The organism is Pelagibacterium sediminicola (assembly GCF_003390885.1).
Lineage (GTDB): Bacteria > Pseudomonadota > Alphaproteobacteria > Rhizobiales > Devosiaceae > Pelagibacterium > Pelagibacterium sediminicola.
On the sequence record NZ_QMEL01000008.1, the window covers coordinates 1 to 18,019 of the forward strand.

The 18,019-nt window shown below is 57.7% G+C and carries 16 protein-coding genes and 2 pseudogenes; 8 read left to right on the top strand and 10 right to left on the bottom strand.

The genetic code is table 11. From position 1 onward, the window contains the following. Positions 1 to 107: 107 nt before the first annotated feature. Together DQG18_RS12495 and DQG18_RS12500 are read right to left on the bottom strand one after the other, a co-directional pair. Positions 108 to 1,265 (bottom strand): CDP-glycerol glycerophosphotransferase family protein, encoded by a 1,158-nt coding sequence (locus DQG18_RS12495; protein ID WP_157970150.1) that lies wholly within the window; start codon positions 1,263 to 1,265, stop codon positions 108 to 110. Between the two features lie 37 nt (positions 1,266 to 1,302). Further along, entirely contained in the window at positions 1,303 to 2,541 is a 1,239-nt protein-coding gene (locus tag DQG18_RS12500) for a lipopolysaccharide biosynthesis protein (RefSeq protein WP_116654620.1), read from the bottom strand. Between the two features lie 506 nt (positions 2,542 to 3,047). Between DQG18_RS12500 and DQG18_RS12505 the strand changes: the two genes are divergently transcribed. Further along, the gene (locus DQG18_RS12505; protein ID WP_198669761.1) at positions 3,048 to 3,404 is read left to right on the top strand and encodes an FAD synthase family protein; all 357 of its coding nucleotides are present in this window, start codon (positions 3,048 to 3,050) and stop codon (positions 3,402 to 3,404) included. Between the two features lie 329 nt (positions 3,405 to 3,733). On the opposite strand, the gene DQG18_RS12510 is transcribed toward DQG18_RS12505, so the two are convergent. Beyond that, positions 3,734 to 4,921, bottom strand: a complete 1,188-nt coding sequence (locus DQG18_RS12510) for a site-specific integrase (protein ID WP_116654621.1) — start codon at positions 4,919 to 4,921, stop codon at positions 3,734 to 3,736. Positions 4,922 to 5,172: 251 nt separating this feature from the next. Then, on the bottom strand, positions 5,173 to 6,120 hold the full coding sequence (locus DQG18_RS12515; protein ID WP_116654622.1) for a hypothetical protein: 948 nt from the start codon (positions 6,118 to 6,120) through the stop codon (positions 5,173 to 5,175). A gap of 91 nt (positions 6,121 to 6,211) precedes the next feature. On the opposite strand from DQG18_RS12515, the gene DQG18_RS12520 reads away from it, so the two are divergent. From DQG18_RS12520 to DQG18_RS16540, 4 genes and pseudogenes are all read left to right on the top strand, one after another. Continuing rightward, positions 6,212 to 6,664 carry a hypothetical protein gene (locus tag DQG18_RS12520; protein WP_116654623.1) on the top strand — a complete coding sequence of 151 codons (453 nt, stop codon included), beginning with the start codon at positions 6,212 to 6,214 and terminating at the stop codon, positions 6,662 to 6,664. A gap of 20 nt (positions 6,665 to 6,684) precedes the next feature. Next, positions 6,685 to 7,515 (top strand): hypothetical protein, encoded by an 831-nt coding sequence (locus tag DQG18_RS12525; protein WP_116654624.1) that lies wholly within the window; start codon positions 6,685 to 6,687, stop codon positions 7,513 to 7,515. Between the two features lie 681 nt (positions 7,516 to 8,196). Further along, entirely contained in the window at positions 8,197 to 8,454 is a 258-nt protein-coding gene (locus DQG18_RS12530; RefSeq protein WP_157970151.1) for an IS66 family transposase, read from the top strand. A 109-nt stretch (positions 8,455 to 8,563) separates the two neighbouring features. Continuing rightward, positions 8,564 to 8,740: pseudogene (locus DQG18_RS16540) on the top strand (transposase domain-containing protein); the annotation flags it as partial. A gap of 590 nt (positions 8,741 to 9,330) precedes the next feature. Here DQG18_RS16540 and DQG18_RS12540 read toward each other — a convergent pair. The 6 genes and pseudogenes from DQG18_RS12540 to DQG18_RS12565 all read right to left on the bottom strand — a co-directional run bounded on the left by DQG18_RS12540 (position 9,331) and on the right by DQG18_RS12565 (position 14,798). Further along, positions 9,331 to 10,249, bottom strand: a pseudogene (locus DQG18_RS12540) (nucleotidyl transferase AbiEii/AbiGii toxin family protein). Next, positions 10,239 to 11,060 carry a type IV toxin-antitoxin system AbiEi family antitoxin domain-containing protein gene (locus tag DQG18_RS12545; RefSeq protein WP_116654626.1) on the bottom strand — a complete coding sequence of 274 codons (822 nt, stop codon included), beginning with the start codon at positions 11,058 to 11,060 and terminating at the stop codon, positions 10,239 to 10,241. Before DQG18_RS12545 ends, DQG18_RS12540 begins: the two are co-directional and overlap by 11 nt. 195 nt (positions 11,061 to 11,255) lie before the next feature. Further along, complete coding sequence (eda, locus tag DQG18_RS12550) at positions 11,256 to 11,891, bottom strand: bifunctional 4-hydroxy-2-oxoglutarate aldolase/2-dehydro-3-deoxy-phosphogluconate aldolase (RefSeq protein ID WP_116654627.1); 636 nt, start codon at positions 11,889 to 11,891, stop codon at positions 11,256 to 11,258. A 2-nt stretch (positions 11,892 to 11,893) separates the two neighbouring features. Continuing rightward, on the bottom strand, positions 11,894 to 12,664 hold the full coding sequence (locus tag DQG18_RS12555) for an SDR family oxidoreductase (protein WP_116654628.1): 771 nt from the start codon (positions 12,662 to 12,664) through the stop codon (positions 11,894 to 11,896). A gap of 3 nt (positions 12,665 to 12,667) precedes the next feature. Next, on the bottom strand, positions 12,668 to 13,699 hold the full coding sequence (locus tag DQG18_RS12560) for a zinc-dependent alcohol dehydrogenase (RefSeq protein ID WP_116654629.1): 1,032 nt from the start codon (positions 13,697 to 13,699) through the stop codon (positions 12,668 to 12,670). A 370-nt stretch (positions 13,700 to 14,069) separates the two neighbouring features. Continuing rightward, positions 14,070 to 14,798 (bottom strand): FCD domain-containing protein, encoded by a 729-nt coding sequence (locus DQG18_RS12565; protein ID WP_116654630.1) that lies wholly within the window; start codon positions 14,796 to 14,798, stop codon positions 14,070 to 14,072. A gap of 298 nt (positions 14,799 to 15,096) precedes the next feature. On the opposite strand from DQG18_RS12565, the gene DQG18_RS12570 reads away from it, so the two are divergent. From DQG18_RS12570 to DQG18_RS12580, 3 genes are all read left to right on the top strand, one after another. Further along, positions 15,097 to 16,077 carry a sialic acid TRAP transporter substrate-binding protein SiaP gene (locus DQG18_RS12570; RefSeq protein WP_116654712.1) on the top strand — a complete coding sequence of 327 codons (981 nt, stop codon included), beginning with the start codon at positions 15,097 to 15,099 and terminating at the stop codon, positions 16,075 to 16,077. 62 nt (positions 16,078 to 16,139) lie between these two features. Next, entirely contained in the window at positions 16,140 to 16,694 is a 555-nt protein-coding gene (locus DQG18_RS12575) for a TRAP transporter small permease (protein WP_116654631.1), read from the top strand. Further along, positions 16,695 to 17,972 (top strand): TRAP transporter large permease, encoded by a 1,278-nt coding sequence (locus tag DQG18_RS12580; protein ID WP_116654632.1) that lies wholly within the window; start codon positions 16,695 to 16,697, stop codon positions 17,970 to 17,972. The last annotated feature ends 47 nt before the right edge of the window (positions 17,973 to 18,019 follow it).

Sequence of the window (18,019 nt, forward strand, 5' to 3'; positions counted from 1 at the left end):
TCGAACCTGGGCTTCCAGAAAGTCCCGCTCTTCGACGCTTAAAACAATTTCATCCGCTACCCGGCCCGCCATATCATTCTCCAAATCGCTTGGACCAATGATACGAATTACAGTTCCAGGTGACTAGCATGTTCGTCTATACGGTCGAGAATGCGCTCCGTCGCCTTTGCGTCATTGTAGTCAAAAAAGAGATCACGCAGCCGGCGCCGGCGCTCTCGGTATGGATCCAGGTCTTCCTGCACCTTTGTCAATTCGCCCATGAACTCGGTGAAGCTACGTGTCACCGGCGCCGGGAGATAGTCGGTCACGGGATCTAGCATGAAGCCACGGCTATCCCCGTACGCTTCAATGTCTTCGAACAGCAGGACTACAGGACGGTCTACAATCAGGAAGTCTGTAATGACGCTGGATATGTCGGAGATAAGGCAGTCGACGGCGCCAAGAAGCTGGTAAAGCGTGATCCCATGGTGAGCCATCCATGCTTCATCTATGAAGTGCAAATGAGAGTGGCTTGCGTTATCAGTTTTTTTTGCCATCGGGTGAGGCTTCACAAGGCAAACCGAGTTGTTAACTGCCAGATACGAGTTGAATTCCACTTCTGAAAAATCCGAACAATTAAAGACATTGCCGAAGCTTCTTCCGTCTTGCTGATGAGCGAGATAGGGCGACTGGCGATACGTTGGGAGCCATAAGTATACTTTTTCGGGTAACGGATACTTGGGAAGCGTACGATTCCACAGCGTTTTCTTATCAAAATCGAACAATCGGTCGGTCCGAGCCTGGCCGGTGATGAGGACTCGATCTTCGGGCATATCGAAAGCATCGGCGAAAATACGCTTAGTGAAGGCGGACGTAGCGATACATAAGGTGTCAAGTCGCCCCGGATTGCCCAGAGCCGTGCCTATCCGCTTAAAGGGAATGCCGTGCCAGAGGTTAACGCAAATCTGGTTTGGAGGTATCTCGGTCAGAAAGTGCCCGTGGGTGATGAAAAGGTACCGGGCCACGGTGGAGAACAAGATATCGAGCAGGCTTCCGTACTTTATAAGCCTGACGCCTGGTGCAATATTGATCGGCGGAGGAGCCGCCGGGTCTTCAAGAACCCAAACAATGCGTTTTGTCCCGCGTGCTATAAGGCCATCGTAAATGGCGAGCAGATTGTCATTATAATCGGGAAAACCGCGGAGAACCACTGTGTCGCTCTTCGGGGTCAGCCACGTTACGAGGTAGAGGAATTTTCGAATGCCGTTTTTTAAAGCGGTTTTCATAAATGAACTCGACGTGCTTCTCATCGCTCAGGACATATCATCGTGGTAGGCGTTTGAGGGCAATAGCGTACACCGCCCATTTCCAGATGAGGAGCAACACAAAAGCGGCGTTGATGCCAGCGAGAACGGCGTAGGTGCCCAGTTGCCCACTCGTAAACCACATTACGACAGCGAATGTCGTTAGCGATGCGACATGGCTGAACAGAATCTGCCGGTCCTGACCGCTGGCGTAGAGCGCCCAATGTGCGACCTGGCTCATGGCCAGTGCACTCATCGCCAGCAGGAGCCACGGGTACATGCCGACATGCTCCAAATGAACTGGATCGCCTACCCAGTCAAGGATAACGGGCAGCAACGCCATACTGATGATCGCAAATCCGGCGCAGACGACCGCCGTCTGGTAGAACATTCGCCGCACTTTTGCGCGTGCGAGTGTATGCTCATTGCGGTGATGGTGATTAATCAGCTCCGGATAGACAAAAGAGAAGATGCCAGCTTCAAGAAAAACCGACAGCCCGCTGATAATCCCAAAAAACAGGACGTAGGAGCCCACCACACCGATTCCGCCCAAGGACTCGAGCCAATACCGATCCAACGTAATGACACCGCGTTGTGAGAGCGTTGCAATCAAAAAAGGCAGAGCAACGCTGACGCCATGTCTCACCCAAATCCAATCAACTCGCTTGCGCCAGCCTTCAATGTCAAGCTTGGTCACTTCCCACGCCCCTAGCAAAGCCGCAGCGAAGGTCGCGACAAACCAGTTCAACATGACAATATCGAGCGAGCGGCCGCCTTCGTTTAAAAAGAAGATGGCGATGATTGCCAGTGCCCACGTTCCCTGACGGACAAAGAGCAAAAGACTAGCGGCAATCTGCCTTTGCATTACCACAAGCAGCCGGAAAATTTCCTGGTTAAAGTGCTCCAGGATCATGATGGGCATGAACCAGAACACCAGATGCTCTGGCCAGCCGGTATTGAGCAGGAAAAGGCACACAAGTGGGGCGGAGCCGATGTAAAGCAGGCTCGATAAAGCAATTTGCCCCTTCAGTATCTGCCCACGCTCGTCCACACTCGCCTTACCGAAATTGCGGGTCACGTGAGTGTAGAATTCCAGTCCAAAAAACAGCATCCCGTAACTCACGGTTGCTGTAAAAATCCCATAATAGCCAACCGACTCAGCGTCGAGAAAGCGGGCCAAGAAAAAGATGAAAAAAAAGCGCGTGCCAAGCGTTCCAAACCGCAAGCCAATGTTCAATAGACGGCTAAGCTGGATCAAGGGGGACGTTTCCTATTAGAGCTTTGAATCTCTACCGTGGGTCAGGAATGATAAGCTGGGCACCCTCTGTGGTTGCCGCCCGAAGTGCAAGAGATTTTTCCCAGCATGGGAGCCATTTTTCGTGCTCCTCTATAACGGACAAGCTAATAGTTCATTTGCCAGAGATCCGTCTGTACTTATGCTCGATGGTCGCGACCGTAAATAATAGTAGGCAGCATGCTGAGACTGACACCAGGCAACTTGGATCGACAGCCGTGAAGCACTATCCTAAGGCAAAATTGCGACCAGAGCGGCAGGTGGACATTGGCAGGTTAAAATCCGCGCCACAGAAGCCGTGGATAGTATACAGTCTGACAGCGAGCTTAATATCGCCATCCTTGTGGTCAAGGTCGAAAGGTCGCATGGTGCGCGATCCAGAAAGTATGGGGACGAAGGCGCGTTAGACTCGGACCGCAATGAGCTGTCGCAACCACCTATGTATGTAACTACCCAACCGGAGCATTGCCTTGAGCTACAAGACTGTGATTACGTTTGGAACGTATGATCTATTCCACATCGGCCACCTGAACATAATCAGGCGAGCCGCTGAGCTTGGAGATCGCCTCGTGGTCGGTGTTGCGTCCGATGCCTTTAATTTCCGTAAGAAGGGTGTATATCCGTTCGTTAGGCAAGAGGAGCGCGCAGAGATCATTAGTGCGCTGCGCTGGGTCGATGAGGTTTTCTATGAAGAGAGCTTCGAGCTAAAGCGACAGTATATTTTGGGCGCCGGGGCCGACCTAATGGTCATGGGGGACGATTGGGCTGGAAGGTTCGATGAGTTCAAGGACGTTTGCGACGTAGTCTACCTCCCTCCCCCGCACTGAAGGCATATCAACCACGCATATCAAGGTATCACTCGCCGCAAATAGCTAGGGTCCTCACCCAATCAGATTATGGAGTTGGAGCCGTAATTCAGATTCCGTCGCTTGGATACGAGCTACTTCCCAATCGTTGGGCAGTTCTCGACGCAAATCTAGCTGCTCGTTGCGCCTGCTGGTCAGATTTGTTTGCTCATTGCGCTACCAACAGGTCACGGTAGGGTCATCATTGTCCTTCATCCCGGGGGCATCTACGTTCTGAGAGACCAGTCAGCGCAACCGGCAAAATATTTCTTGATCGCTATGCATTGTCTCAAAACATCCAATACGGATCGTTAAAAACCCTTGCTCCGCTTTGTCCCACGGTTCCTTTGCGCCCTATCCCTACGCGCATGCTCGAGGTTTGCGACAATTTCGTTGGGATCGCGCGGATCCGACAGGGCGTCCCAATGGCGTTGAACTTCTTCGGGGGAGAGCGCTTCATTACCCACGTCCCCCTTAGGCGGCATCTCAGGAAACGCTTCCACGATGAAATCTGGCACTTCGTTCTGAGGGCCCCTGAAAGGGTGCTTGGAAAGGTGCGCGGCATCATGGCCATCGCCGACCGATCTTTCCGTGTCTTTGGCCTCGGCAGCAGCTTGAGGTGACAAGCCTGCTCGGGCAACAGCCTTACGCTTGTGACCGACCGAAGCTCGCGCGTAGTGAGTATGCGCCGTGCGAATCGAAAGATGGCCACAAAGGCGGGCAATTTCTTCCGGTGAAAGTCCTGCGGCAGACCAAGTAGCAATAGCAACGTGGCGAAAACTATATAAAGAAAGCGGACGTATATTTATGCGTTCGCAGGCCCGCGTGATTTGGCTGGCAATGCATTTGGTCCAGCTTGCGAACTCTTTCTTTATCAAATCATGATCGATAAGCGAGAGCAGCAATTCAATGGCAACAAGAACGTCCTTATGGAGTGCTGAGACATCAAGTGCGCGAGTCGCGGCCTGGCCTGGTCGCTTTTTTGCATTGGGCAGCGTCAGAACACGACCATCAAATGCAGCTCCCCGCAACTCGATTGGTCGAAATCCGCTATGTGCTGCCACCAGCACGATCAGAGCCGCCAGGACTGAGTTCGGGTTACCGTATTTCAGCGCGTGACGTTTGAGTTCATAAAAAAGCGCCCTCGCCTCGTCTTCTGTCGCGTCAATAACCTTTTTGGCAGATGTTCGCCGGTCCTTGAACGGGATCTTTGCCTTTTTCGCGGTCAGAACGGCGTCGACCTTGGCAAACGCGACCGGAAACATGTCCGCTCGATCTGTCGACTGCATCAACTCAGCCAGAGCATACTTCAGATCAGCCCGATAATGACCCACCGTTCTGGCCGCAAGCGGGCCCCATCCCTCGATCATTCTCGCCAGGGCGTCCTCTGGCGCCAACTCCGGATAGAGTTCGATTGCCTGGGCAATACGGCGGCGCCCGGTTTCGAGGTGATCTGCAATGGTCTCCGGCGAAGCTGGTCCAGACATCGGCAGGGCCATTTGTCCACTCCTGTTTCCTGCACAGCTCATGACTATAACATAGATGACTACATTACTCCACGGTTTTTCTGGCCAGCTTCAACCAACAGATGGCCAGTTGCTGATCAACCCGCGACCAATGAACAACCAACGACCAGCAAACCTTCTGCCAACGTTTTGGGCCATAGATGTGGGAACACCCACACAAGAACAACGCCTCCTCAACGACTTATCAGCAGATGATCAACTCCCTTCCCCACTATGCGAAAAAGCTATCTGAACTGATCTTCGTGAAATAGGTCGGCAAGAAATGAGCGGGTGGTGGAGACGACGATTTTGCGCGGCCCCACCTTGGCAATCGCTGGGCGACTCTCGCACCGGCTCCTTGCTCCCGATCGCCTGGGAGCAGGTGGGTGATTTATCCATACCGCGCCATCGCTGGGTATCCGCGAAAGGAAATGTCGGCGTGCCGCCGAGCTGGGAAGAACCAGAAACACCGCATCAGAATAAACGGTCGCTGCCAACGCTCTGGCCCAGATCGATCGCGCTTCAGTTCGAAACCGTTCAAGAACGACCATCGACGGAATCTCGATTATGCTCATGGTAAAATAATCAAATCTACGATCAACGTGCGGCTTCCATTTGAAATCGGCACCATTATCGGATTCGTGAATGCGAAGCATAGCCTTAAGCCCCAGCAATTGGGCAAGCGGGTCTATGGGCTGATGAATGGTCAGGTCAAAGTACTGCGTGTTTAGCTGGGGGGCCAAGCGGTAAATCAGGTCCTTGCGCGACACATCATCGGCTGTATCAAGCCAGGTTTTGAGCTGCACCTCGGCACTTTCAGGCACGGCATGACGGGACTGCGTCGACCGTTGCGCCTGACGGGCCGCAACGAGCAGCGCGCGGTCATTGGTAACCGCACCATTCAGCGTATTCTTGGCGATATAAGCCCGCGCCGGCTGGGGATCACGGTGTAACCATCTGGCCAGCGTAGAAGCCGCCACAGCGCTCGACCGAAACAGGATTTGCCTTAATGCCGGATCGGGCAGCCTGCGCACGAGACGAACTGCATCCGCATAGTTGCGCAACGCTCCCCTCGTCAAACCCAGCTTGATTGCGAGATCGGTTTCAAATTCTAGCCTGGGTATATCACGCGCATGCCTTTGCTCGATCGCAGCCAGCCTGCCGATAACCGCCCATTTTCTAACGCGCCGCATGCGATTCTCGTGCCCGACTTTGAGGTGCTTGACAACCGGAATATACCGACGGACACTATGCTAGTGAAATTTAACTAGCGATTCGTTTGAAATGATAGATCAGAATCATCACAACACGCTGGTCGCGGCATTGAGGAACCATTGGCGCGAAGCCGGAGGGCCGATTTCGTTGACTGCCTATCTATTGCTGTGTCGGCCAACCATTGCGCCGCTCCTGGCTCGCGGCGTGCCATGGTCCTGGATCGGTGCGCGGGTACTTGCTGTTTACGAAAGTGCAGACGCGGAGGTTCCTGCAGATATCTCGCCACTCACCGAGCGCAAGAAGAAGAGCATTATCGAGCTCTATTCTCGCGCCACGCGCCGCCTCCGCTCATCACAAGAGGGCAGTGCGGCGGGAACAAGCCACTCAGCCGGTGTGAACCTGGAAATCGCAGATCCTCGGCAAGCGGGACGCCCGCAACAAGGTGTGGACCCACCCCACCAGCGCCGCGCCCGTATCAAGCAGAGCTTGGAGATAACGAGCCGGCTTGGCCAATTCGATTAACGCTGTAGTTGAGAACGATCATGACATCCATATTCCCCCCTCTCTCCATTCCGTCGGACATCCGCATCGGTTTTTTTGCGACTGTCAGTCCCAAAAAATCGGCAAAGACAACCGTTTGCCGTATTGCGGCCAATGAGTTCGCAGATGCAGGGCGCGAACTCATCATTTTCCAGCATGATGAGCACCCTCTCCTTTCCGCCTATGCCGAGCCGACCAGAATCGAGCTCGCAAAAGCTGCGCAAGTCATGCGCGGTAACGTTACGATCGATCTGACCAACCATACCCCGCTTAGCGACGCCCTTCTCACGCTTCCCAGCAACCCTCATCGCATCGTCATGCTTGATGCCTCGGCGGTCGGGTCGGAGCGCATAGCGTCCATTCTGCACGCCGGTCGCTTCAATAGCTGGCTTGCCAGCCAGTCAATTCATGCAATGTTTTGCGTTCCAATGCGGGCAATCGAAGATTCGGCCCTGGGGGCGATCTCCATGATCGAGGAACTGCATGCTGTTATGCCGGAGCATTTCGTTGTGCCCATTCCGATTTGCGACCCCCGTGATCTGGCACTTCTTCCCAACGATCACCCGTTCTTTGCAGCTCTCAAGATGGCCCGGCATGGTGTGATCCCTTTGCCGACCTTGTCGCCAGAATTTGCATCTGCGCTCGAGCGTCTTGAGCGCCCCTTGACTGAAATCGCTGACCCGGACAGCGAAGATATGCTTACCTATATCTCGCACTCGACGGGCCATGGCCGGCTCGTGGCGGGCCTCGTTTCCGAAGCCGCGCAACATTTGATTGCCGAGTTCGAGGAGGGAATGCGCCCTTTGACCTCGGCCCTCGAGCCGGACGAATAGCATCCGGCATCAAGAAGCGGGCGACTGGCAAGCGCCTGATACAATGGGCGTCGTCACAAACGGCGAAAGGTGACTATAATTGGCTGAGCGGACTGGCGCCGGTTGTACGCTATCTGCCTCAAGAGGACCTGGCGGCACTCTTTGAGAGCGTGCGCAAAGAGCTTGAGCAACGGGACGATGAGAGACTGACTCGGCTCGTCCAAAGCCATGGGCGCAAAGCGTTCGTAACGCGCTATCCGAAACTATCGCGCGCCCTCAACCGTGAATATGCTGCTGCTTGGCGAGGCATGACCCGCAAAACCATCAGACGCATAAACAACGCTCAACCCCTGAAAACCCCTCACGAAAAGGCCCTTGCACAATTGCTTTTGCGTCTCTCACTATCGGGGCTGGGCCATATATACCTCGTATTTTGGCGCAACGGCCTGCTCAGAGTTCTTGCGCGACGGCGACTAAAACGGTTTGGTCAACAGATCGCTGCAACCATACACACCCGCTTCGCACGGTTCAAAAAATTGGTGACCGGTCATAACAATCGAAAAAAGTGACCCTATCTGCGCGCCGCGCCCGTCACGGCGTTCGCGCGTCGGTTTTTGCGCCTGCAAAGGCCCAGATTTGCTGAGAATCTGCGATAACGCCTCTAGGAAAGGCCACCCTGCCGACCATGCCCGTGACGACAGCTTGTTCAGTGGATCAGTGCCGCCCATGGTCGCCTATCTGTTTGAAGGCAGCCACTCGGGCACCTGTTCGGAAAGGCACCTTGATAGATATCGCGGAATCCTGCAAGTGGATGGCAATGCCGACTACAACCGGCTGGCAAGACCGACTGGGCCAATGACGGCGTGCTGGAGCCATATGCGGCGCAAGTTCTCCGAACTGCACGCGACCGACTCTTCACAGTTCACCTCGCGTACCGTCGAGATCATAAGCTGGCTCTGAGCAACCAAGGAAGGCGCTTGTGGCCAGAATCAAACCGCCCGCCTTGAGGCGCGTCGGCAATCGGCGTCGGTTGTGCCAAACTGTTCGGCTTATGGGAATCGACCCTGCAAAGAATTTTCTATTGGCCGCCTCCGATGCGGGTGGGGAAACACTCGCTGATGCGATGACCATTATCGAGACGCAAAGCTCCACAATATCGATCCGCAGGCTTACCTCATCGATATTCTCAACCGCATCAGCGATCACAAGATCAAATGCACTCGATGAACTGCTGCCCTGGCACTGGCGGTCGGCTGCCATTAGCCAAATCGTTGCTGCGGCCTCATCCTGCCGATTACGCAACGCGAACAGCATTTGGTTTGCTTTGCACGATTTCAGGAAGCACTGCGTCCAATGAAAGGGCCATCCGGTCAAGGCAGGAGCCGGCGTCAACCATCCCCATAGAGCTTCCGGGTCAGGTCTAATGCCGCTGCCCCCGCTATGCGCGCCCTGTTTGCGTCGCGCGATAATCTATTGCCGCACGTCGACCCCTTGCGCGCGCTTCTTATGATGACCGAAGCGACCAGGCACCAGCGCTAAAGGCCCGCCCTGACCCAAAAGCGAGCGGAATGTTGACTTGGCGTTGACTTGAAAACGAAAGCCCCGACGCGACGGCCGGGGGCTTGGTCGTAAGTCGCTGTTATAGCGGTAGTTTTTTGGTTGCGGGGGCGTGCAACCAACGATACTTGCGATTGGTCGAATGCCAAATCCCCAAACTCGCTGCTTAATGTAACTCATTGGCGCCGCTTGGGAAACCCTGCTTTCGAGGTATTCATGCCTCGCATTTAGCAGCAGAGACCGGTCAGTCCCCGAACGGAGCGGCAGCCGTACTGGTGACTAACTGAACAGCGCTTCCAGCGCTGATCTGTGCTCCGCATGCTTGGCCAGGTTATCCCTCTTTAGCTTCTCCAGATTGATCAGCTTCCAACGAACCGCAGGAAGGTCAGCCGCCCGCGGCCGCTCAATAGCGTCGAAGTCAGGCGTGCCGTCATGCAGGCTCAGGAGAAAGGTCCTGACCTTTTCGTCGAGACGAGACCGGATGTCCGCGACCAGTCGCTCTCGGGTTTCGAGAAGGTCGTCGAGGTTGACATGCACCTTCGTCATGCCCTCGAACTCTTTCGTATAGGGCTGGTCAAGGTCGATGAAGTTCGGGTTCAGAAGTTCATGCGCCGGACGGGATGAGCAGGCGATGCAGATCAGGAAAGTCCGGAACAGATCCTCTGTCAGGCCTTCATTTTCATAGAGCAGTTTGATGTCATAGAGGTCGCGCGGATGCTGGCGGTCCACTGCCGCATGCAACTTGCCACCGAACAGGTCTTCGAAGGAAACGACCTGCATCTCCGCATAACCGAATTCATCCTCCACCGCATCCGACACCGGGCGCATCTCGGGATCGTGGACGACGCCGCGCATGACCGGCGAGGTCTCGATTTTGATCTCGGCGCTGCCCAGACGAGCGAGAACGCGGGTGGCCCCCCCCTCCCCCACCCTGGATGCGCCGCGTCTTCGCGCCGATGATGGCGCTTTCGATGGCGGCCGCGATGCGATTCATTGCCTCGTTGATTTCAGCGAGGCTTTCGCCGCGATCCTTGATTGGCAGATAGGTCAGATCGATGTCGACCGACAGACGAGGCAGATCACGGTAGAACAGGTTGATCGCCGTACCGCCTTTGAGCGCGAACACCTTTTCCTTGGCAACATGCGGGAGCAGGCGTACGAGCAGCGCGACTTGGGCTTCATAATCCTCACGCGCCATCGCCAGCCCCGGTCGCCACGAATTCCTCCGGCACAACGATACGGTAACGTAAATGTATCCTGCCACCCTTGACCAGAGCGCGGTCGCCACGACCGAGGTTGAATTCCTCAGGGTCGAGACGTTTGCGCCAGGGATGATCGTGGCGATCGGCGAAAACGAAGAACAACCGCTTCACCTTGATCTTCCGGCAACTGTGCAGCAGCGCAGACAGCATCTTCGGCCGCAGCGTCGTCAGGCTCTCGAACACCTTGTCGACGTTGTGAAAGCTCTCGTGGTCGGGCAGCTCATCCATGGCCTCCAGGATCGCCCGTTCGGGATACGACATCCTGAGCTGCCATTCCCAGGGAACGGTTTGCCCTGCCTCCGTGCCCTTATCGGGAAGACCAAGCTGCGGATCGTCAAAGAGGGACCTGCTGCGCGATTCGATCGGCGCGTTCAGCGGCAGTCTCGGGAGCCAGTTCGGTATGGTTTCACCATAGGCCCATACCGGCGCATTGCCGCCCAGACGCAAATAGTGGCCATGACCCTGCTGGGCAAGCGCCGTCATGCCACCGACATGGACATCGTAGCGCATGATCTGCTGGACCGAGAGCAGGCAGATCTTCCAGTCGATCGTATCCGACGCAAAAGCGCCCGGAGACGGGCGACGGAAAACACCGCGGGTCAGACGCTCGAGCCAGCCGCGCTTGACGTAGTCACGAAAGGTCTCGTAGGCGATGCCATGCGCCGTGAGCCATGCCGCATCGACCAGATACCCGGAGGGCACTGCATCAAGAACCTTCTTCAGATTTTGCGCTCGTTCGGCCAGCATGACGCCTATAATGACACTTTTTCAAAGCGTACGCCATACGACTCTTTAAGAAACACCCAGATCCAGTGCTCCAAGCACTCCAATCGGGGATTTTTTCAAGGGAAGCTCGGAGCGTACGACAGCCCTGCAGGCCAGGACATGTCAATCAGATTAACATTACTGACCCGAGTGCCGCAGATAAGACCAGCCTGCGGCCTATTCGCTGACCGCGCGAGCGGCATCCTCGATGGCCTGCCAGTCTTCTGCCTGCACCGCATCGACAGGCGTGATCCAGCTTCCACCGACGCAGACAACGTTGGACAATCCCCGGTATTGCGCTAGGTTGTCGGGACCGACACCGCCGGTCGGACAGAACCGGACGTTCGGGATCGGACCGGCGATCCCCTTGAGCATCGCCACGCCGCCCGATGCCTCGGCCGGAAAGAACTTCATCAGGTCGTATCCCCGGGCGCGCAGGCGCATCACCTCGGACACTGTGGACACGCCGGGCAGGAACGGCAGCCGCCGTGCCTCGCAGGTGTCGAGCAACTCGTCGGTCGAGCCCGGCGAGACCCCGAATTGCGCACCGGCCCCAATCACCGCGTCGACATCTTCGGGGTCGAGCAGCGTGCCCGCCCCGACGATGGCGCCCGGTTCGTCGGACATGGTCGCGATAATATCCAGCGCTGCGGGCGTCCGCAATGTCACCTCCAGCACCGGCAGGCCGCCCCTGACAAGCGCGGCGGCAAGGGGCCGGGCATGGCGCACGTCTTCGACTACCAAGACCGGGATGACCGGCGCTGCGGTGCAGATGTCCAGCATGCGTGCGCCGCATTCCTTGACTATCGACATGGTCAACGCCCCATCCAGCCGCCGTCGACGACCAGGATCTCGCCGTTGACGTAGTCGGAGGCCGTGGAGGCAAGGAAGACAGCCGGTCCGGCGAAGTCTTCCGGCCTGCCCCAGCGACCTGCCGGAATACGTTCGAGTATGGATTTCGAACGGTCGGGATCATCCTGCAGAGCCTGGGTGTTGTCGGTCGCAATGTAACCCGGTGCGATGGCGTTGACGTTCACGCCCTTGCTCGCCCATTCGTTCGCCAAAGCCTTGGTCAGCTGGCCGATGCCGCCCTTCGATGCGGCGTATCCCGGTACCGTAATGCCACCCTGAAACGTGAGCAGCGAGGCGGTGAATATGATCTTGCCCGAGCCACGCTCGACCATGCCGCGACCGATCTCACGGCTCAGGATGAACTGGGCCGAAAGGTTGACCTCGATCACCTCGTCCCACCATTCATCCGGGTGCTCCGCCGCAGGCTTGCGCTTGATAGTCCCGGCGTTGTTGACCAGGATGTCAGGCTTCACCCCGTCGCTTTCCAGCTGCGCGGCAAAGGCCTTAACCGCCGCGCGGTCCGAAAAATCGCACTGGTAGGCGGTGAACGTGCGGCCCAGCTTCTCGACCGCGTCACCCACGGCGGAACCTGAGGTTTCCAGAGAGGCCGAAACGCCTACGATATCGGCCCCTGCCTGCGCCAGGGCTTCGGCCATGCCGCGACCGATGCCACGCTTGGCGCCGGTGACAATGGCGGTCTTGCCGGAAAGTTCGAAAGATTTCAGGACGGACATGGATCAGGCTCCTACCTTGATAAGGCTTTTCAACGCGGTGGGCGAAGCGTCGAGTGCCTCGAACGCCTGCTGGATTTCGGACAGCGGACTGACATCTGTGATGACCGTGTCGGCAGCAATGGCGCCCGAAATCACCAAGGCGATGGCCTTGTCGTAATCCTCGGCCTCGTAGACTCTCGCGCCTACCAGTTGCAGCTCACGCCAGAAGAAGCGGAACATGTCCACGGTCGGTTTCTTGGCGTGAATGGCGACCATGCAGATACGGCCGCGCGTTGCCGCCACGCCTGTCATCGCGTCGACGCCGGGCTGGCTGCCCGACACCTCGAAAACCACGTCGGCACCCTTGTTGCCGGTACGTCCGTTGATTTCGTCCACCAGGTTCGACTTGGCGGGGTTCACGGTGTCGAAGCCCAGGTCGCGGGCAATCGCCAACCGGTTCTCGTTGACCTCTGAGATCACGACCTTGCCGCCTGCGTCTCGGGCCACCATGGCGACCAGCACGCCAATCGGACCGCCGCCGATCACCACCACGTCCTCGCCCGCCTTCAAGCCGGCCATACGCACGTCGTGACACGCCACCGCCACGGGCTCGACAAGCGCGGCATGGTCAAGCCGCATGTCTTCGGGCAGGGCGTGCAGAGTGTGTGCGGGTACGGTCCAGACCTCTTGCATCGCGCCATCGGTGTCGAGCCCGAGAAACTTCAGGTTGTGGCAGATGTGGGTGTGACCTGCGTTGCATGCCGGGCAGTTGCCGCAGTGATTCAGCGGGCGCACAACGACCTTCTGACCTTGTTCAAAGCCTTGCACGCCATCGCCCAAAGCGTAGACCGTACCGGACATCTCGTGCCCGATCACCCGCTCGAACCCGACGCGGGCGTCCATGTTGCCGTGGAAGACGTGCATGTCGGTGCCGCAAATGCCGCAATAGGCGATCCGAACGGAAACTTCGCCCGCCTTCGGGCTAGGAGCCTGCTTTTCCTCGACGCTGAAGCGCCGCTCTCCGCGGTAGTAAGCGGCGGAAATCGTGTCGGCCATGTCGGTAACTCCTCTCCATCTCTGCTGCGAAGCGGCGGTCAATCAGCCTCCGAATCCATCACTATTTTGGTATGACCAAAAATAATTCAACATGTCAACATTTTTTGCTTTTCCCGAGCGATTGCGGCCTTCAAACATTTATGGTATTACCATACTCTGTGACGCGCTAAAGGCTAGCTGGTCCATGACGGGCCCGAAACACGCCACTTTCGTGCAGAGCCGGATATCGATGCAGGTAACACGACAGCGGCAGGAGACCGTTTCAACGGCAGATTTCCGGCACCGTTGATGCCCAGCCTGTCTGCGCTGGCGCGTGTGGTGATTCGGCCTGTCGACGATCTGGCCCCGGCGGGTCCGCGTCGAAATCCGATCAGTCGAACATGTCGCGCACCTGCGCCCACGCGGCTTCTAGGTGACTGCGCAGCACCTGTTCCGCGCGATCGGGATCGCGGTCGAGGATCGCCTCCAGGATGGCGGCGTGCGCCTGATAGTTCTTCAGGTTACGCTCGGGCAGCCGCGGCATCTTGCGCCAGCTTGCATCCAGCCAGTCGCGAAAGGCGCCGTGCAGCGCCGGAAAGATCGGGTTAGCGGGGATCGAATAGAGTACGCCGTGGAAGGCGGTGTCGGTCCTGTAGAAATTCAACGAATCGCCGATGCTAGCCCGGTTGGCCTCCAGCGCCTCGCGCAGCCGGGCGATGTCGCCCTTCCCCGCAGAAAGAGCCGCCTGCCGCACAAGGCCGGCCTCGACGAAGATCCGCACGTCGAAGATCTGCCGGATCCCGCCGGGTTGGCCGGTCAGATGGCCGACAAGCCCCCCCAGAACGCCCATGACCATGCGTATATCGGGCTTTCGCACGATCGGCCGGTGACGCGGCTGGACATCCAGCAACCCCTTGCCGCCGAGGATCTTGATGGCCTCTCGGGCGACCGGACGGCTGACGCCCATGGTCTCGACGATGCTTCGCTCGGCAGGCAGCGATTCACCATCCTTCAACTCGCCCGAGAAGATCTGCGCCTCGATGGCGGCGACGACGCGGCCGACCGCACTGTCAAGCTGCGCAGCCTCCGGGTCCGGGGAAACAGGGTGAATGTCGCTCATAGGCTCTTATCCCACCGAAGTTTAGGCTTATCAACTTTTCCTTTATGGACTTACCAAAAATATTACCAGAAAAGTTATTGACCAACTTTATGCTCTTTTGGTATTACCAAAAAAGCGGAGGAGACACATATGGCCAGAACTGAGCCCTGCATTCCTTCCAAACTGCCCAGCAGCCCATTGGCTGCTCTAGGCCATCCCTGTCACGACCGCGGGATAGCGGGCGGATGGGTGGAAAACTGATCGTCCGCAAGGCCCCTGACAAATCACCCCGCACATGAAGCCCTTGGAGGAAAAACCCATGAAATTTAGCAAGTTCCTAGTCGCGACCGTGATTGCCGCCCTGTCGTCTGGCGTCACATCGGTCCATGCCGATGTCCTGAAATTCGCCCATGTCTACGAAGTCAGCCACCCGTTGCACGACGCGGCCCTCAGGGCGGCGGAACTGTTCGCCGAGCGCACGGAAGGGCGTCACAGTATTGAGGTTTTTCCGGCGTCGTCCCTTGGCAAGGAGGTCGATCTGAACGAAGGCCTCTCGCTTGGCACCGTCGACATCATCTATACCGGCGCCGGCTTTGCGGGTTCGATCTACGGCCCCGCCTCGATGACGGACTTCCCGTTCACGCTGCGCAACCTCGATCACTGGGCCGCCTATTTCGACAGCGACGTCTTTGACGAGGTCGCCCGGGGCTATACCGACGCCACCGGTGGCAATGAGATCGCCGCCGTCAGCTACTATGGCTCGCGCCATGTAACGGCGAACAAGCCGATCCAGAAGCCCCAGGACATGCAGGGCCTCAAGATCCGCGTCCCCGACGCGCCGGCCTATGTGCTGTTCCCCAAGGCGGTGGGCGCCAATCCCACCCCGATCGCCTTCGCCGAGGTCTATCTTGCGCTGCAACAGGGCGTGGTCGATGCCCAGGAGAACCCGCTGACGACAATCAAGGCCAATCGCTTCTACGAGGTGCAAAGCGACATCAGCCTGACCGGCCATATCATCAACTCGACCTATACGGTGGTCTCGGGACTGCGGCTGAACTCGCTGCCCGAGGAAGATGTCGAGATCCTTCGAGACGTGCTGCAGGAAACCGGCGACGAAGTCACGGCCGCCATCCTGAAGGACGAAGGCGAACTGGTCGACTGGTTCCGCACCGAGGGCGTCAATGTCAACGAGGTCGATCGCGCGCCGTTCATCGAGGCCGTGACCCCCGCGCTGACCGCCGGCGACCTGCCGTTCTCGACCGAGTTGTTCGAACGCCTGCAGACGATCGAGGACAAATAATAGCCACCAGCGCCGCAGCCCCGGTTCCGGGGGTGCGGCGCGTCGTCAGGGAGGAGGAACCGATGACCCGAAAAGACGATATCGATGCGCTGATCGACGAGGCCGAGGAAGTGTCCGACGACATCTCGGATGTCAGCTGGATGGACATTCCGATACTGGTTGTCTTCGTACTTCTGTTCCTGATCGTGGCGCTGCAATTCTTCACGCGCTATGTCCTGAACGACAGTCTGGGATGGACTGAGGAGATCGCGCGTTATTTCCTGATCCTGCTGGGTTTCGTGGGCGGGATCACCTGCGTCCGGCAAGGCAAGCATATCTTCCTTGAATTCGCCTATCGCGCGATGCCCGAATCGATCATCAAGCCCGTGGTGCTGCTGGTCGAAACGCTGGTGACGGGCTTTTGGGGCTATGCCGCCTGGCTAGGGGTCGAGCTGGCGCAGCGGACCAATTCCAACATGGTGTCGGTGCAGATGCCCAAGGCGGTGCTCTACTATGCCGTCAGCGCAAGCTGCGCCCTCATGGCGCTGTTCGCGGCCTTGATCCTTGTGCGGCAGGCCCGCCGCCCCGCGCATGAGATCATCGCTGAAAAAACCGCGTTCCTGCGGGAGACCGTATAAATGGCGTTGACCGTTCTTTTCGTCCTGCTCGCAATCTTCCTGATTCTCGGGGTGCCCGTGGCCGTGGCACTTGGTGGCGCTTCGCTGGCCTATGTCGTGCTGAAGGGGCTTCCCGATGTCGTGGTGATCCACCGCATGATCGGCGGCATCGACAGTTTTCCGCTCTTGGCCATCCCCTTCTTCATTCTGGCGGGCCATTTGATGAATACCGGTGGGATCACCACCAAGATCTTCGCGTTTGCCCGCTCGCTCGTCGGCTGGCTGCCCGGGGGGCTAGGTCATGTCAATGTTGGCGCCAGCGTGATCTTCGCGGGCATGTCGGGTGCTGCCGTCGCCGATGCGGGCGGCCTGGGCAATGTCGAGATCAAGGCCATGCGCGAGGCGGGTTACGATACCGATTTCTCGGTCGGCATCACCGCCGCCTCATCGACCATCGGGCCGATCATTCCACCCTCGCTGCCCCTCGTGATATATGGGGTTATGGCCTCGGTCTCGATCGGCGAGCTGTTTGCTGCCGGCCTAGTGCCCGGCCTGCTGATGGCCGTATCGCTTATGATCATGGTCGCCTGGTATTCCTGGAAGCGCGGCTATCCCCGCGACGGCGGCATCAGTGCCTGCAGGATCTGGGAAACGTTCAAGCAGGCTTTCCTGCCCTTGTTGACCCCGGTGATCATTGTCGGCGGAATCGCCGCAGGTGTTTTCACCCCGACCGAGGCCGCGGTTGCCGCCGTTTGCTATGCGCTGTTTCTGGGTCTGGCCGTCTATCGCACATTGACATGGCGGCATCTTGTCCGGGTATCGATGGATACGATTATCACCTCGGCCGCGATCCTGATGATCGTTGCCTCGGCGGCGGTCTTCGCCTGGATCCTGACATCCGAGCAGGTGGCGACAAAGCTGGGCGCGGCGCTTCTGGGTATCACCACCAATAAGCAACTCCTGCTGTTGATCATGATGCTGATCGTGCTGCTGATCGGCTTATTCATGGAGACGATCGCCGCCATCACCATCCTGGTGCCGGTGCTGATGCCGATCGCGATCAGCGCGGGGATTGACCCGATCCATCTTGGCATCCTGCTGATCCTGAACCTGATGCTGGGGCTGTTGACACCGCCGGTGGGCATGGTCCTGTTCGTCCTGTCGGATGTCTCTGGCGTGCCATTCGAGCGATGCGTGCGGGCCACGATGCCGTTCATCCTGCCGCTGTTGATCGTCCTACTGCTGATCACCTTCGTCCCCGAAATCGCACTGTGGCTTCCCAATGTCGTGTACCGCTGAGCGGATAATTCGATACAACTAGCATCGGCAGGGCCAATTGCGACATC